Consider the following 16979-nt stretch of genomic DNA (forward strand, 5'->3'; position numbering starts at 1 on the left):
TCATGGAGATTTGATCGAGAAGTAGTATAGAAACTATCCTCAGAGAACAGACAAGTATGGATTTGAGTGAGGTTTCAAAATTTACGAAGTTATCCCCTATCTAGGAAAGCGAGGAACTGGACAAACCATCGTGAGTGGAAAAGGGAAATCTCAAACAAATTCATTATAATCCCACTTGGAACTATTTCAAAGAGCTTGTCAAAGAAGAACTAGTAAGCGAATGAGGAGCATGTGTTTATGCCAAACGAAAGGTAGGTGTCGATCCTTGATTTTCTAGGATGAAGGGTGGTTTAGCATGCGTAGAGTCCATGTTAGGCGTAATCAAAAGGTTGTAACAGAGACAGGAAGAGCTTTGCCTTCACAGAATTGGCTAAGAACTAGCCCCAATAATAGAAATAAACGAAAAACATAGGCAGCCAAACAGGAGATGTTCAAAATCAACCTGAATCTGTCTGTGTTTTTTAGTTCAGGGATAGCTTTGACTAGTTTCTCCTACATATTACTATTACTCTTTTCACGAATCAAAAATGACTGAACTTAAACGTCATCGCATTCTGTCAATTCTGTTGAAAAAAGTTCTCCTGAGAACTTTTTTATTGACTTGAAAATGAAAAAAGTATAAACTAGTTCTCATAGAAACTAATTAGAAAGAAGGAGGCACATGAATAATCCGATTACTGAGTTGCGACAATTTGCCAATCGGCTGGAACGCTTTTTTGATGATTATGCCAAGGCCTATGATGTCGAAGGGTTGGGTGGCCCACAAGGGCATGTCATTCTTTATCTGACTAAGCACACGGGTGAAGATATTACCATCAAGGTGATTGAAGATGAACTCAAGATTTCCAAGTCTGTGACTTCTAATTTGATTAAACGGATGGAAAAGAATGGCTTTATCAAAGTTATGGCTTCTCAACAGGATAAACGCAGCAAGTTGCTTTATCTGACAGAACACGGACGAGCTCAGGCTGGTAAGTATGAGGAGTTTATCGATGCCGTCCATGTGCAGATGTTTAAAGACATTGAAATGGAACACATGCGACAGGCTTTTAAGGTTTTTGAGCAGTTGAGACGCAATATTTCTGAGGACTGTTCCGCAGTAGGAAGTAGCGACGATAACGTACAGAAAACGCAAGAAGAGGTGACCGATGCTTAAATTATTACGACGTTTTACAGGAGTAGAAGTAGCCATGTTGCTGGTGACGGTAGTCTTGGTCGCTTGCAGTGTTTGGCTGGACTTGGAACTACCGGCTTATATGTCTGAGATTACGACGATTCTACAAACGCCAGGATCGACTGTTACGGATCTACAAGACCCTGCTTTTAAGATGGTTGGCCTATCTTTGGCTAGTTTCGCAGTAACGGTTGTGGTCGGATTTGTCGCTGCTAGGGTGGCGGCTTCTTTCACAACACGTTTGCGAAGCGATGTTTACCACCAAGTCATGGATTATTCGCAAGCAGAAATCAAACGGTTTTCCATTCCAAGTCTTTTGACGCGGACGACCAACGACTTGACACAGCTCCAAACGACGATTACCATGGGATTGCAGGTCGTGACCAAAGGACCGATGATGGCGCTTTGGGCGGTGACCAAGATTGCTGGGAAGTCTGGGCAATGGTTGATGGCGGTAGGAGCGGCAGTTGCTGTTGTCCTTCTGATGCTTTTGGTTTTTCTCTTTCTGGCTTTTCCAAAACAACGGCGTATTCAAGGTTTGGTTGATAACCTCAACGCCCTTACTCGTGAAAGTTTGACAGGGATTCGTGTGGTTCGTGCCTACAATGCTGAAGACTACCAGACAGATAAGTTCAATCACGCTAACGATGAATTGACCAGACTGCAACTGTTTGTCGGACGACTCTTCTCACTTATGGGACCTGTCATGAGTTTTGTCTCGTCCTTCTTGACCTTGGTCATTTACTGGATTGGGGCTCATTTGATTTCAGAAGCTGCTATGGAGGCTAAAGTTGGGCTTTTTGCTGATATGGTAGTCTTTACCTCCTATGGGATGCAGATTATCATCGGGTTCATGATGATGATGATGGTCTTCATGATTTTGCCTCGGGCTATGGTGTCTGCTGGTCGTATCAATGACGTTTTGACGCTTGATAGCAGCATTCTTTATCCTGAGCAGACAAAAAGCACGTCTGATGCAAAAGGCCAAGTCGTTTTTGAAGATGTGTCCTTCCGATACAGCAAGACCTCAGAGGCTGTTATTGAGCATGTTTCTTTTAGGGCTAATGCTGGTGATACAATCGCATTTATTGGCTCGACAGGTTCTGGGAAATCAACTCTGGTAAACTTGATTCCACGTTTTTATGATGCAACGCAGGGACACGTTTTGGTCAATGGTGTCAACGTCAAGGACTACGACCAAAAAAACTTGCACAATCTGGTCGGTTATATTCCCCAAAAAGCTGTTCTCTTTTCAGGAACGGTTCGTTCCAATATGGCTATGGGAGAATCAAAGGCTGGGCAATTGACTGACAGTGACATCTGGGAAGCTCTAGAATTAGCCCAAGGAAAGGGCTTTGTTCAGGCTCTAGATAAAGGGTTGGACGCTGAAGTAGCTCAAAACGGGACAAACTTCTCAGGTGGACAGCGGCAACGTTTGGCTATTGCAAGAGCCTTAGCCCGAAAACCTGAGATCTTGATATTTGACGATTCCTTCTCAGCGCTGGACTATCAGACGGACAAGGCACTGCGCCAAGCGCTTAATGAGCGGACTGCTGGCTTGACGAAGCTGATTGTTGCACAGCGGATTTCAACTATCATGGACGCAGATCAAATCTTGGTTCTTGACCAAGGCAAGGTGGTTGGCCAGGGAACTCATCGTGAACTTTTAGCAACAAACCCTATTTACCAAGAAATCGCCTATTCACAATTATCCAAGGAGGAACTCGAACATGGCAACTAAAAAATCAAATCTGTTGACCCAGTTGACACCTCATATCAAGGGCTTCAAATTTCCTTTTGTGATTGCCGTTTTGGGAGCTGTTATAGCCAATATCATCACAGTTTATGGGCCACAGCAAATCAGCAAGATAACCAACCTGATTACAGAAGGTATCATGGGGGTTATGGATATCGAAATGATTGGGCGCCTAAGTCTCTTTATGGCTATTTTGTATATTACCAGTGCGGTCATCAACTACCTGCAGGCCTTTATCCTAAACACGATCGTGCAGCGCTTTTCTCGACGTCTACGCTCTGCTATTGCCCATAAAATCAACCGTGTTCCTCTAAGTTATTTTGATAGTCACTCTCAAGGCGACACCTTATCGCGAGTGACCAATGATGTAGACACGGCGTCTCAGTCTCTGACCCAGAGTGTGGGGACACTCATCACATCGGTAACCCTATTGGTAGGTGCAGTGGCCATGATGTTTGTGACCAATCATTTGCTGGCCTTGACCGCTATTGTCTCGACAGCTGTCGGTTTTGTTGGAGTGACTTTGATTATGGGGCGGGCACGTGGCTTTTTCAAGGCACAGCAGGCTAACCTAGCAGCTATCAATGGTTATGTTGAGGAATCTTACACGGGCCACAATGTCATTACCAGCTATAACGCAATTGAGGAAAATTTGGCCCGTTTTGCAACCTTAAATAGCAATCTCTACCAATCCATGTGGAAATCTCAGTTTATCTCAGGTATCATGATGCCTATGATGATGTTTATTGGTAATTTTAGTTATGTTATGGTCTGTGTGATTGGTTCGGTTTTGCTGATTAACGGTCATATAAGCATGGGAGTTATTGTGGCTTTTATGATGTATGTCCGGATCTTCTCACAGCCTCTACAACAGCTCTCTCAAGCCTTGACCCAACTCCAGGCTGCTAGCGCAGCTATGGAGCGTGTTTTGGAATTTCTGAATGAAGAAGAATTGGAAGACGAATCCAGCAAGATTCGCCAATTGAAAGAAGTCAAGGGGCGTGTGACTTTCGAGAAAGTCTTCTTTGGTTACAATTCTGACAAGACCATCATTCATGATTTTTCAGCTCAGGCCAAACCTGGTCAAAAAGTAGCTATTGTTGGTCCGACTGGGGCAGGAAAGACCACTATTGTCAACTTGCTCATGAAGTTTTACGAGATTGACAGTGGACGGATTGCTATTGATGGTGTGGATATCAAGGACATGACGAGAAGTGAAGTCCACGACCAGTTTTCTATGGTCTTGCAGGATACTTGGCTTTTTGAGGGGACGATTAGGGATAATCTTGTCTATAATCAAAAAAATATCAGCGAGGAGCAAGTGTTGTCTGCAACCAAAGCTGTCGGTGTTCATCATTTCATCATGACTTTGCCAGAAGGGTACGATACGGTTCTTGACGACACGGTTACACTTTCAGTTGGTCAGCGTCAGCTCTTGACCATTGCTCGTGCTCTGTTGAAAGACGCTCCTCTTCTCATTCTGGATGAAGCGACTTCTTCAGTTGATACGCGGACAGAAGAGCTGATTCAGCAAGCTATGGACAAGCTCATGGAAGGTCGGACCAGCTTTGTCATCGCTCATAGATTGTCAACCATCCGTAATGCTGATCTGATATTGGTCATGAAAGATGGCAATATCATTGAGCAGGGTAACCACGATGAACTCATGACCCAGTCAGGCTTCTATGCTAATCTCTACAATTCTCAGTTTGAAAAAGGGAATGAAGAGGTCGCTTAATAATATAGGAATCGGAGCAAGTATGGTATTTTGGGACTTGAACCCATTCTTCAACCTACCGCGAATAGTAATTGTGACAAAATGAGTTTGTTATACATCATCTTCAATTGTTACACGCTTTGGAGGTGAGGGATGCCACCATGGTGGTTTGTACCACTCTTATTCTATAATTCTAGTTCAGCAGTGGTTCATTGAGACTGGGTAAAAAGGTCAACCTCACCTCTCATCGTTTGCGTAAACATCTCAGCGCAGTGGTTGGGAGTAAGACGACGAAGTTGATTTCATTGAAATTACGACTTCTGTCTTGCTCCTTTTTTATGCGTTTATCGTGATAGGCTGTGTTTCCAATCTAGCGCATTTTCTGAGAGAATCAATTTTTTTGCTTAGCTTGATGATCTAAGAAAAAATTTTTATAAAAACGCTTTACAAGTTTAAAAAATCGTGCTATACTGGAAACGTTTCCGAAAGAGGTAAAAAATCAGAGAAAGGAGAAGGCCATGGCAACCATGAAAGATGTGGCTCATCTGGCGGGGGTCGGTGTTGGGACAGTGTCACGAGTCATTAACAATGGCCAAGTCAAGGCGAGCACTCGGCAAAAGGTGGAAGAAGCCATCGCCCAGCTTAATTATGAGCCAGATAATTATGCGCGTGGTCTTAAGCTCCAAAAGACCTTTGTAGTCGCTCTCATCCTACCGACTGTTTGGCATCCTTTTTACGGAGAGTTTGCCTATCATGTGGAAAATGAACTGGCTAAACTTGGGTATAAGTGCATGATTTGTAACTCTGATGGCCGATCGGATCGGGAGTTGGAGTACATCAAGATGATGCAGCAAAATAAGGTCGATGGCATTATTGCCTTGACCTACAGCGACATTGATCCCTATATTACATCGGCCTTGCCTTTCGTCAGTGTTGACCGTCATTTCTCTAATGAAGCTGTCTCGGTTTCAGCGGATAACATGGGGGCTGGAAGTCTAGCCGCTGAGACACTCGTAACAAAAGGTTGCCAGAACATTGCCTACATCGGCGGGAAAGCCAAATATCCGACAGAAGTCGGCAAGCGTCAACTCGGTTTTACTGAAAAAAGTGAAAAGCTAGGAGTTGCCAATACTTTCCTACTGATGTCGGAGCCTATCCATGACATGGAAGGTCAGATTGAACGATTTTTCAAAGAAAATCCAACACTTGATGGCATCTTTGCGATAAATGATTTTATGGCCTTGGACATTATCCGTGTGCTTAATCACATGGGAAAATCCGTGCCAGAGGATGTTCAAATTATTGGCTGTGACGGTATCCGAATGGCAGCTGAGCGACCGATTGTTGTCTCCACCATCCGGCAACCGCTAGAACAAATGGCCATAACTTCGGTGACCTCTCTCATTGGGCTTATGAATAAAGAAGATGTCCCAACCTATAATGTCCTTCCAATTTCCTACATAGAAGGAAGTAGCACAAAAAATAGCAGTTAATCTCTAAGTCTCAGGCTTTGAGATTAGCTCTTAACAAAAACTGGAAACGTTTCTAATTGTTCCTTCCTAGAGTATTTACATTATTCGTCAATTTTCTTAACGGCCTCGTATCTTAATTAACTGAATTCGGCCTAAAAAGCTAAATGGAGTTTGGTATGGTTAGGGCCGTAGCCGTCTGGATTTCCTTCGATTTCATCTGTGGAAATCCTAGTCGTCTTGGCCGGGGTGCGTCAACGTCATCGAAGATGACTGACTTACCGCCATTTTTCAACGCTTTTCTTAACGGCCTCATATCTTAAAATAAGGAGAAGTTTATGTCGACAACTGTTGCTAAAACATCTGTTTGGACTCAGATGAAGAAATATAAGATGCTTTACTTGATGTTAATTCCAGGCCTCTTGATGACCTTCATTTTTAAATATATTCCCATGTATGGCGTATTGATTGCCTTTAAGAATTACAATCCTTTACGTGGCATTTTAGGCAGTAGCTGGGTTGGTTTTCAGGAATTTCAAAAGTTTCTATCGGCTCCTAACTTAGGGCTCTTGCTAGGGAATACTCTCAAACTTTCTATCTACGGACTCTTGTGGGGCTTCTTTCCACCGATTATTCTCTCGATTATGCTAAATCAGCTGATGAGTGATCGGATTAAGAAACGCCTGCAACTTATTCTGTACGCACCGAACTTTATTTCCCTTGTGGTTATTGTCGGTATGGTCTTTCTTTTCTTCTCTATTGAAGGGCCGATTAACAATATCTTAGGGATGTTTGGTGTTAAAGCTAGCTTTTTGACCAATCCAGATTATTTCAGAACCCTTTATATCGCTAGTGGTATTTGGCAGGGAATGGGCTGGGCTTCAACGCTCTATACGGCAACGCTGGTCAATGTCGATCCAGCCTTGATTGAAGCCTCCAAACTAGATGGTGCAAATATTCTCCAGCGGATTTGGCATATTGACTTGCCAGCCTTAAAGCCAGTTATGGTGATTCAGTTTATCCTAGCAGCAGGGAATATCATGAGTGTCGGCTACGAAAAGGCTTTCCTAATGCAGACATCACTTAACTTGCCAGCTTCTGAAATTATCTCCACCTATGTCTACAAACAAGGTTTGGTTTCAGGGAACTATTCCTACTCAACAGCTGTCGGTCTCTTTAATACCATTATCAACGTGATACTTTTGATTGTCGTGAACAAGATTGTGCAGCGCATCAATGATGGCGAAGGCCTATAAGGAGGAAGTATGAACGCTCAGTTACAAACAGATTTTGATAAACGAATCCTCTGGATTAACCGTATCTTACTTGGTTTAGTTGTTCTCATCACTTTTGTCCCTCTCGTTTACATTTTGCTGGCGTCGTTTATTGAACCATCAGCGCTGCTGGCTAAAGGCATCAGTCTAGATCCAAATGATTGGACGATGGAGGGCTATAAGCGTGTCTTCTCAGATTCTTCCATCTTGCGAGGGTTCTTAAATTCTTTCCTTTATTCAACTGTTTATGCCTTAATCACAGTGGCCTTGTCCATGCTGACTGCTTATCCGCTTTCTAAAAAGGATTTGCCAGGCCGTCGGTTGATCAATGCCTTTCTTGTTTTTACAATGTTCTTCGGCGGAGGCTTGGTGCCTACCTATCTCTTGGTTAAAAATTTGGGCATGCTCAACTCCATTTGGGCTATCGTCTTACCTGGAGCCATTAATGTCTGGAACATTATTTTAGCTAGAACCTATTTCCAAGGCTTACCTGAGGAGTTGGTTGAGTCTGCTAAGTTAGATGGCGCCAATGATTTTCAGATTTTTATCAAAATCATGTTGCCACTAGCTAAGCCAATCATGTTCGTTTTGTTCCTCTACGCTTTTGTTGGTCAATGGAATTCTTACTTTGATGCCATGATCTACCTCAAAGACCCGAATCTTGAACCTTTGCAATTGGTATTACGTAAGATTCTCATTCAAAATACACCTGAGCAAAACATGGTCGGTGGTCAAGCTGCTATGGCTGAGATGAAACGGATTGCTGAGATGATCAAGTACGCTACAATCGTTATTTCTAGCGCACCGCTTCTCATCATGTACCCATTCTTCCAGAAGTACTTTGATAAGGGCGTTATGGTTGGCTCGCTTAAGGGCTAAACTTGTTTGATGACAAGAAATGTAAATAACTGAATTCGGCTTAAAATCCTCGATAAAATTCGAAAATTTCCTCAAGTCCAGAGACTTGTCGTCAGTTTTCTCATTTTCCATCGGATTTTTTCACGGCCTCATATCTTAATAACTGAACATGGGCTAAAATGCTCGGTAAAATGCGTGAGTTCCCTTGAGTCTTTGGACTCATCGGTCACTCCCTTATTTTCCATCGCATTTCTTCACGCCCTTTGTATCTTAAAAAAGGAGGTTTTCAAATGAAAACTTGGAAAAAACTTGCTGGCTTTGGCCTTGCTTCTCTATCTGTTGTAACACTTGCTGCTTGTGGCAGTTCTGGTGGTGGTGCGTCTTCTCCTGACTATGAACTCAGCAATGTCACTTTCCCGCTTAAGGAGAAAGTGAGCTTGAAAATCACAACAGGAAGCTCAACCTTAGCACCACAGGATCCTAATGACAAGCTCATTTACAAACGCTTGGAGGAAAAAACAAACCTGCATATTGACTGGACTAACTATACTAGTGACTATGCTGAAAAACGAAATCTTGACATCTCCTCAGGTGATCTTCCAGATGTATTTTGGAACTCTGGCGCCTCTGATGTGGAATTGATTAACTGGGCAGAAGATGGGGTGATCGTGCCGATCGAAGATCTCATTGACCAGTATATGCCAAATCTTAAAAAGGTTTTGGATGACAATCCAGAATACAAGGCTATGATTACAGCGCCAGACGGACACATTTACTCGCTTCCTTGGATTGAGGAACTAGGTTCTGGTAAGGAGTCCATTCACAGTGTCAATGACATGGCTTGGATCAACACCGAGTGGTTGAATAAACTGGGCCTTGAAATGCCAAAGACGACTGATGAACTGGTGAATGTTCTCAAAGCCTTTAAAGAAAAAGATCCTAACGGAAACGGACAAGCTGATGAAATCCCGATGTCCTTTATCAACGATGGTGGTAACGAAGACTTTAAACTGCTCTTTGCTGCCTTTGGTATCGGAGATAACGATGATCACATTGTCGTTGGCAATGACGGTGTTGTAGATTTTACAGCTGATAATGAAGACTACAAAAAAGGAGTAGCCTTCATGCGCAAGCTTTACGAAGAAGGTCTCCTTGATCCAGAAGCCTTTGAGCAAGATTGGAATACCTATGTTGCTAAGGGGAATGAGCAGCGCTACGGTGTCTACTTCACTTGGGATACCAATAACATTGCTGGTGATAAAAATTATGATGTCCTTCCAGTTCTTGAAGGACCAAATGGTCAGAAAAATGTTACCCGTACGAACAACATTGGTTTTTCTCGTGACCGTATTGTCATCACAAGTGCCAATAAGAACTTGGAGTTGACCGCACGCTGGCTTGATCTCATGTATGAACCACTCCAGTCTGTTCAAAACAACTGGGGAACTTACGGTGATGATACGCAGCAAAATATCTTTGAATTTGACGAAGCTAAAAAGATGCTCAAACACTTGCCACTTGAAGGGACAGCACCTAGCGAACTTCGTCAGAAGACAGAGGTTGGTGGTGGTCTTGCCATTCTTGACGAATACTATGGTACTGTGACAACGATGCCAGATGATGCGAAATGGCGTCTGGATCTTTTAAAAGAGCACTATGTCCCTTATATGAGTAACAATGAGATTTACCCACGTGTCTTTATGGAAACAGAAGATTTGGAGAAAATCGATCTTATCTCAGCCGACCTCATGGACTTTGTTAATCGCAAGCGCTCTGAGTGGATCGTAAACGGTGGCGTTGAAAAAGAGTGGGATGCCTACATCGCTGAATTGAAACGCTTTAAGCTGGACGAGTTTGTAGCCATCAAACAGAAATACTATGATGATTACGCTAAGTCTAAATAGGAGGACTTATGACTGAAACAACCTTTACTCTAAGTCGTGCTGAGGCGTTTATCGCTGAGCAGACAGCAGGAGTAGATCAATCCTTTAAACCTGGGGCGCACTTTAGTGCCCCAATCGGTTGGCTCAATGACCCTAATGGTTTTTTCTTTTTCCGAGGGGAGTACCATCTCTTTTACCAGTTTTACCCTTACGATTCTTGCTGGGGGCCGATGCACTGGGGACATGCCAAGTCTAAAGACTTAATCAACTGGGAACATCTGCCAGTAGCCTTAGCTCCAGACCAATCTTATGATCATAACGGTTGTTTTTCAGGCAGTGCCATTGTCAAAGATGACCGCCTCTGGCTCATGTACACGGGCAATATCACTCTTGAAGACGGTACAGGTCGCCAAGTGCAAAATATGGCTGTCTCAGATGACGGGGTGACTTTTACCAAGCTTGCTAGCAATCCGGTCATGATTGGCGAGGATGTGCCTGATATTAATCCAGCTGACTTCCGTGATCCCAAACTCTTCGAAAAGGATGGCCGTTACTACTCAGTCTTGGCTGCCAAGCATGTTGACGAAGTGGGCTGTATTGTCCTTCTCGGCTCGGATGACTTGGAAAACTGGTCTTTTGAGTCTATCTTCCTCAAGGGAGAGAAAGATCAGGGTGTTATGTGGGAGTGCCCTGACTACTTTAAACTGGCTGGGCAGGATTGCTTGGTCATCTCGCCTATGCAGTTTCCAGTAGTGGGCGATGATTACCAAAACCTCAACTCGAATATCATCTGCTACGGTCTGGTGGATTGGGAGAGTAAGACGTTTGCGGTGGAACGCATCGAAGAGATTGATCACGGACATGATTTTTACGCTGCGCAATCTCTCAAAGACAATCAAGGTCGTCGGATCATGATTGCTTGGATGCAAAATTGGGGGCGCAAATTCCCGACCCATGACTTACGCCATGGCTGGGCAGGACTTATGACGGTTCCTCGTCAGCTTCAGCTAGTTGATGGAAAACTGGTTCAAGTTCCTTTCTTGACAGAGGGCTCATCAGACTGGACAAGTCTACAAGCAGGAGAACATTTGGAGTCTAGCAAACCGTGGCCAATCCGACTTGACCTAAAGACCGGTCTCAGTCAACATTGGCGGTTGGAAGCCGGTTCCGTTGCTGACCAGCTAGTTCTGGTTTGGCAAGATGGTCAGTTGACTCTTGATCGTACGGGTCTAGAACACCAACTAGGTGGCGAGGAAAAAGAACCGCTTCTGACGCGTTCTATCCGCTTAACAGAAGGCTTGATAGATGTGACTGTGCTGATTGATCGCTCTTCTATTGAGGTCTTTGTCAATGGTGGACAAGCCAGTCTGTCATCAACAGCCTATATTGCTGAACATCTTCTATCCTTCTCAGTGGCAGAAGGGCAGGTTGAAGTTGCTTTACAAAACTTGAATGAAATAAGGTAATGCATTTAGCTAAAAAATAGTAAGCGACGCCCAGCTGATGTCTCAAAACGGTTAACGTGCTTGGATTAAGTGAAACTACTATTTACAAACTAAAATGCTGTAAAACGACCAACTGCTTCAAAACAGTTAGTCGTTTTTTGATGTTTGGCGCTATTTTTCATAATCCTGATTGACTTGTCGAACGATGAGTTGGGTGATAGTGTCGATGGGATCGACCATTCCTTTTTTAACCCATAGAAGAAAGATGGAGACGATTCCTGCAAGTAGGATTTCTTTGCCATAATCATTGGTTATTTGCGGAGCAATATGATCAGTATCGTCCCAGTCTTGAATTTGATGATAGAATTGATTGATGATGGTTCGCAGCAATTCTGTTAGAAAACTAGCCTGATTCGACAAGACCAAGGCCTGGATAAAGGGTTGATCTTCCTTGAGGTAGGTTAGGATTTGGGAGATGGCTTGGGACAAAGAGGCGGATGGTTGGTCTGGATTTTGAGGCTGACAGGCGGCCTCGGTCAAAATAGCCATCAACTGCTCAACCATACTAGCAATCAATTGATCCCTGAGGTCAAATTTGTCTAGGTAATGCTTGTAAAAAGTGCTGCGGTTAATTTGAGCAAGTCTAATGATATCACTGACCGTCAGGTGGTCAAACCCTTTGCTTTCCAAAAGTTGCGTAAAGGCTGCTTTGATTTTAGCTTTGGTTTGAGTCTGGCGTTTCATGGTTCTCCTTAAAACAACACTTCGTTTGATTTTGTCTGTTGAGTTTTACTGCCTAAGATTATATAATACTGATAACACAAATGCAATGATTTAGAAAGGGACGTGTGAGATGGCATATATCGAGTTAAAGCATGTGAACAAGGGCTTCAAGGTTGGAGATACCACCATTATGGCCAATAAGGATATCAGCTTTGAGATTGAACAGGGAGAATTGGTCATGATTTTGGGTGCTTCAGGTGCTGGTAAATCAACTCTGCTCAATATTTTGGGTGGCATGGATACCTGTGATTCTGGTCAAGTTATCATTGATGGAAAGGACATTGCTCAGTTTGATTCCCATCAACGAACGAATTATCGAAGAGACGATGTCGGTTTTGTTTTTCAGTTTTACAATTTGGTTGCTAACTTGACAGCCAAGGAAAATGTGGAGCTGGCAACGGAGATTGTCAAGGACGCTTTGGACCCTGCGGAGACTTTGAAAGATGTTGGTCTGGGTCACCGTCTCAATAATTTTCCAGCGCAGCTATCTGGTGGCGAACAACAACGGGTCTCCATCGCGCGTGCCGTGGCCAAAAATCCTAAAATTCTGCTTTGCGATGAGCCGACAGGCGCCCTTGACTATGAGACCGGCAAGCAAGTGCTGAAAATTCTGCAAGATATGGCGCGTGAAAAGGATGCAACGGTCATCATCGTGACCCACAATGCAGCTTTGGTGCCTATCGCAGATAGGGTTATTCACCTGCGAGATGCTAAGGTCAAGGATCATTACCTCAATGATCAGCCGCAAGACATTGCCACTCTGGAATATTAGGAGGGCAGTATGATGAAAATTTCCATTTATTGGCGCGATATTTGGCGGTCCATCAGGACGACCAAGGGACGTTTCTTGTCCATCGTGAGTTTAATGGCTCTGGGGTCTTTTGCCCTTGTTGGCCTTAAAGCTGCTGGCCCCAATCTGGAGCAGACAGGTGCTGCCTATTTGGACAAGTATCAGGTCATGGATCTGGCTGTTATGGCTGACTACGGGTTAGGGAAAAACGATCAGAAAGAGCTGAAAAATCTTGACGATGCTCAAGTGGAATTCGGTTACTTGACTGATAAGGTGCTAGATGATGCAACGGATGCGGTGCGCGTCTTTTCAAAACCAAACACGATTTCCCAGTTCCAGCTGTTAGAGGGGGAATTGCCGACAACAGACCGTGAGATTGCACTATCAGCAAATTATCAAGGCGATTATCAGCTGGGAGATACAGTCCGTTTTACAGATGACGGGGACGATAGCTTAGCACAGTCTAGCTACACTCTGGTCGGTTTTGTCAATGCTAGTGACATCTGGTCCAAGACAAGTTTTGGGGCGACAACTAAGGGTACGGGTGAGCTGAGCGGTTATGCCGTGGTGGTTGAAGAGGCATTCAAGGCTGAACAATACGCCATCGCTCGCCTGCGATATGACGATTTGGCGGAGCTTAATCCCTTTGACAGTGCCTACACGAAAGCTCTAGACAAACATCAAGCTGATCTGGAAAATCTGCTGAAAGATAATGGAGCGCAGCGTCTGGCAGAGCTAAAAAAAGACCCACAGGCTGAGATTGATAAGGGACAAGCAGCAGTCAATGAGGCAAAAACGCAATTGAACCAGCAAACGGAGCAACTAAAAGCCTTCGGCAGAAATATGTCAGACGTGCCAGATTTAGTCAAACTCCAAGAAGCTATCAGTGAAGAACAAGGAAAACTTGATAAAGCCCAGAAAGAGCTGAATGATCTAGAGGAGCCAGAGTATCAAACCTATACTCGTCGGACTCTCCCTGGTGGTGGAGGTTTTCAGACGTATGGCTCGTCGGCGGAATCGATTTCTCAGGTTGCTAACATCTTTCCAGTGGTGCTCTACTTTGTGGCAGCTCTAGTGACTTTTACAACCATGACCCGCTTTGTGGACGAAGAGCGAACCAATGCTGGGATTTTTAAGGCTTTGGGATATAGCAGAGCGGCTATCAGGCGAAAATTTGTCATTTATGGCTTGGTTGCTGGACTGATTGGAACTATGCTGGGCATTCTAGGTGGCCACTTTATCCTAGCTCCTGTCATTGCTAATATCATTACCAGCAGTAGTACCATTGGAGCTGCCCAGCTCTTCACTTACCCAGATGTCATGCTCTGGGCCTTAGCCCTCTCGCTCATCTCAGCCGTGCTGCCTGCCTATCTGATTGCTAATAAAGGCTTGCGCGAAAAGACCGCTTATCTCCTGCAGCCAAAACCACCTGTAAAAGGCTCAACCATCCTTTTAGAGCGGGTCAATTTTATCTGGAATCGTCTCAGCTTTACGCACAAGGTGACTGCGCGCAATATCTTTCGTTACAAGCAGCGCATGCTTATGACCATCTTTGGGGTGGCAGGATCTGTCGCTCTGCTCTATGCTGGGCTAGGTATAAGATCTTCCTTGAGTGGGATTGCTGAGACTCAGTTTGGGCAGATATTGACCTATGATATGCTGGTGGTGGAAAATGTTGACGCGACGGACGCAGAAAAAGCTGATTTACAAGCACAGTTGAAAGACAGCGACATCGCCCTGACTAAACCCATCTATACCAACACTTTTGAAAAGGATTTTGCAGGCTTAGAAGATCGTCAATCAGTGACTCTCATGGTTGCAGAAGGAGAAAGTTTTGGTAACAATCTCCATATCTTGGAGGCTAAGTCCAAAAAAGAACTCCCACTACCAAGTCAGGGAGCCATCCTTTCTGAAAAATTAGCGCAACTGTACAAGGTTGGTGTAGGCGATAGCATTTCTGTGACTGTAGATGATAAGGAGTATTCCGTCAAGGTCGCGGGCATTGCCCAGCTCTTTACGGGTCATTTTATCTTTATGAGTCAGACAGCTTATGAAAATGCCTTTGATAAAGCTCTCACCAGCAATAGCTATCTGGTCAGTCTCAAAGATAATAGCGATAGGGCCATCAAGGCTAAAGCTACAGATTTTCTAAAATTACCAGCCGTCAGCGCTTTATCACAGAATAGGGCAGTCGTTGAACAGGTCAATCAAATTGTCAACTCGCTGACTTCGACCATGTTGCTTTTGATACTGGTATCAATTTTGCTGGCTGTGGTGATCCTCTACAACCTGACCAACATCAATGTGGCAGAGCGCATCAGAGAACTCTCGACCATCAAGGTTTTAGGTTTCCATAACAAAGAGGTCACACTTTACATCTATCGAGAGACCATTATGTTGACCCTGATAGGGATCGGGCTAGGCTTGGTGACAGGCCATTACCTTCACCAATTCCTTATTAACATGATTGCGCCAAGCAATATGATGTTTAATCCAAAGGTGACAGCTGAAGTTTGGCTCATTCCGTTGGTTGCTGTAAGCATCATTCTGGCCGTTCTTGGTTGGCTGGTCAATCACCGGCTGAAAAGTCTGGATATGCTTGAAGCCCTTAAGGCCAATGAATAGAAAATAAATCACCATTTTTAGGAACAGTATTGTTTGAAAAAAACAGAAAATACTAAATACAGAAGACACACATGTTGCATATTGAATCTTGGTTGAGTCTTATTTAAATGGATTTAGCTCTGGCAGATACAGATTTTAAAGCATGACATAAAAAACGAGCATTTCCAGATTACGGATTTGCTCGTTTTGTCATAGGCGGTTGCTTGAATCAAGAAACGTATCATTTCATTAAGGTGGATTAAATGAGAGACCACTTTTGAGAAAGGATTGTCCCAGCCTCACTTCATTTAGTCGGTCAATTACTTTTTCTTTGGCAAGGCTGTAAGCCACTCAGGGAGTGATATCTCTGATTCATCTAAAATGTCATATGTACCGTCATCTTTGAGATAAATGAGAGTTGGAACGCCTACGATTGGGTACTTGGCCAAAAGCTGCTTTTTCTCATCTTCAGTAATCTCTTCTACATTGCAGTAGTAGACCTTTGATACTATAGCTAATTTTTGCATATTTTCATGAAAAAGAGGCACAAAATCTCTACAGTATGGACAGGATGCTTTTCCTAAAAACAATAAACTATTTTTAGAAAAAGCATCATTTACCAGCTCATCAATTGTCAAAGGAGTATAATTTGAGACAATACTCTGGTACTGCTTAATACTATCTTCTTCAGTATTAGTTAAGCTGCTTTCTATAGGCGGTGGAGAATCAGAAGAACGCTCTTTTTTAGAAGCACGCCCCTGAAATAAAAGACATAACGACAGTAATAAAAGTATGAGAATCAGCCACTTGGCTCTTTTTCGTTCAGCAGTCTGCTCCGTCAAAGCAATCAATAATTGAAATAACAACAAAAAGATCGCTAACAACGTCAACCATTTCGAGCGCTGAAACAGACCTTGTTTCAAAAAGAGAATCAAATTGAAAAAGAACAGATAGAAGAGAGGATTTTTGTAAAAGTCCTTGTTAAACGAAAAATTCATATTTCCCCCTTTGTTTCTGTATTCGTTTACATCATACCTAAAAAAGATAATTTTGTCCATCAAATAGATGCCGTAGGAAATGAATTTCAAACTTCCTAGTTATAACACGAAAGACATATTTTTGTACCTGAAAGAAGTGTCGTCATAGGGCTATTTTTAGGTGTCCTCCTACTGAATACTGTGGCTTTTTATAATAAGTTGCAATAGACAGTTTGAAGTGTTATACTA

General features: G+C 43.4%; 12 protein-coding genes. 10 read left to right on the plus strand and 2 right to left on the minus strand.

The window, feature by feature from the left end:
* Nucleotides 1-661: 661 nt before the first annotated feature.
* The 8 genes from A3I5_RS0102205 to A3I5_RS11480 all read left to right on the plus strand — a co-directional run bounded on the left by A3I5_RS0102205 (nucleotide 662) and on the right by A3I5_RS11480 (nucleotide 11597).
* The gene (locus A3I5_RS0102205) at nucleotides 662-1156 is read left to right on the plus strand and encodes a MarR family winged helix-turn-helix transcriptional regulator (RefSeq protein WP_018372988.1); all 495 of its coding nucleotides are present in this window, start codon (nucleotides 662-664) and stop codon (nucleotides 1154-1156) included.
* Nucleotides 1149-2915, plus strand: coding sequence for an ABC transporter ATP-binding protein (locus A3I5_RS0102210; RefSeq protein ID WP_018372989.1), 1767 nt, complete (start codon nucleotides 1149-1151; stop codon nucleotides 2913-2915). The genes A3I5_RS0102205 and A3I5_RS0102210 overlap by 8 nt, the downstream gene beginning before the upstream one ends.
* A complete protein-coding gene (locus tag A3I5_RS0102215; protein WP_018372990.1) occupies nucleotides 2905-4668 on the plus strand; it encodes an ABC transporter ATP-binding protein in 1764 nt (587 codons plus the stop codon). Before A3I5_RS0102210 ends, A3I5_RS0102215 begins: the two co-directional genes overlap by 11 nt.
* A 497-nt stretch (nucleotides 4669-5165) precedes the next feature.
* A complete protein-coding gene (locus tag A3I5_RS0102220; protein ID WP_018372991.1) occupies nucleotides 5166-6140 on the plus strand; it encodes a LacI family DNA-binding transcriptional regulator in 975 nt (324 codons plus the stop codon).
* Nucleotides 6141-6454: 314 nt separating this feature from the next.
* Nucleotides 6455-7372 carry an ABC transporter permease gene (locus tag A3I5_RS0102225; RefSeq protein WP_018372992.1) on the plus strand — a complete coding sequence of 306 codons (918 nt, stop codon included), beginning with the start codon at nucleotides 6455-6457 and terminating at the stop codon, nucleotides 7370-7372.
* A gap of 9 nt (nucleotides 7373-7381) precedes the next feature.
* Nucleotides 7382-8269 (plus strand): carbohydrate ABC transporter permease, encoded by an 888-nt coding sequence (locus A3I5_RS0102230; RefSeq protein WP_018372993.1) that lies wholly within the window; start codon nucleotides 7382-7384, stop codon nucleotides 8267-8269.
* Between the two features lie 269 nt (nucleotides 8270-8538).
* The gene (locus A3I5_RS0102235; protein ID WP_018372994.1) at nucleotides 8539-10152 is read left to right on the plus strand and encodes an ABC transporter substrate-binding protein; all 1614 of its coding nucleotides are present in this window, start codon (nucleotides 8539-8541) and stop codon (nucleotides 10150-10152) included.
* 8 nt (nucleotides 10153-10160) lie between these two features.
* A complete protein-coding gene (locus tag A3I5_RS11480) occupies nucleotides 10161-11597 on the plus strand; it encodes a glycoside hydrolase family 32 protein (protein WP_018372995.1) in 1437 nt (478 codons plus the stop codon).
* Between the two features lie 150 nt (nucleotides 11598-11747).
* Here A3I5_RS11480 and A3I5_RS0102245 read toward each other — a convergent pair whose 3' ends face one another.
* Nucleotides 11748-12320 carry a TetR/AcrR family transcriptional regulator gene (locus tag A3I5_RS0102245; protein WP_018372996.1) on the minus strand — a complete coding sequence of 191 codons (573 nt, stop codon included), beginning with the start codon at nucleotides 12318-12320 and terminating at the stop codon, nucleotides 11748-11750.
* 109 nt (nucleotides 12321-12429) lie between these two features.
* Here A3I5_RS0102245 and A3I5_RS0102250 point away from each other — a divergent pair, with 109 nt between their 5' ends.
* Both A3I5_RS0102250 and A3I5_RS0102255 read left to right on the plus strand, forming a co-directional pair.
* Nucleotides 12430-13131 (plus strand): ABC transporter ATP-binding protein, encoded by a 702-nt coding sequence (locus tag A3I5_RS0102250; protein WP_018372997.1) that lies wholly within the window; start codon nucleotides 12430-12432, stop codon nucleotides 13129-13131.
* A gap of 12 nt (nucleotides 13132-13143) precedes the next feature.
* Nucleotides 13144-15774 (plus strand): FtsX-like permease family protein, encoded by a 2631-nt coding sequence (locus A3I5_RS0102255; RefSeq protein WP_026216882.1) that lies wholly within the window; start codon nucleotides 13144-13146, stop codon nucleotides 15772-15774.
* Nucleotides 15775-16073: 299 nt separating this feature from the next.
* Here the strand turns inward: A3I5_RS0102255 and A3I5_RS0102260 are convergent, their stop codons facing one another.
* Nucleotides 16074-16811, minus strand: a complete 738-nt coding sequence (locus A3I5_RS0102260; RefSeq protein ID WP_145955165.1) for a thioredoxin family protein — start codon at nucleotides 16809-16811, stop codon at nucleotides 16074-16076.
* Between the last annotated feature and the right edge of the window lie 168 nt (nucleotides 16812-16979).

It is taken from the genome of Streptococcus merionis DSM 19192, assembly GCF_000380085.1.
Classification (GTDB): Bacteria; Bacillota; Bacilli; order Lactobacillales; family Streptococcaceae; genus Streptococcus; species Streptococcus merionis.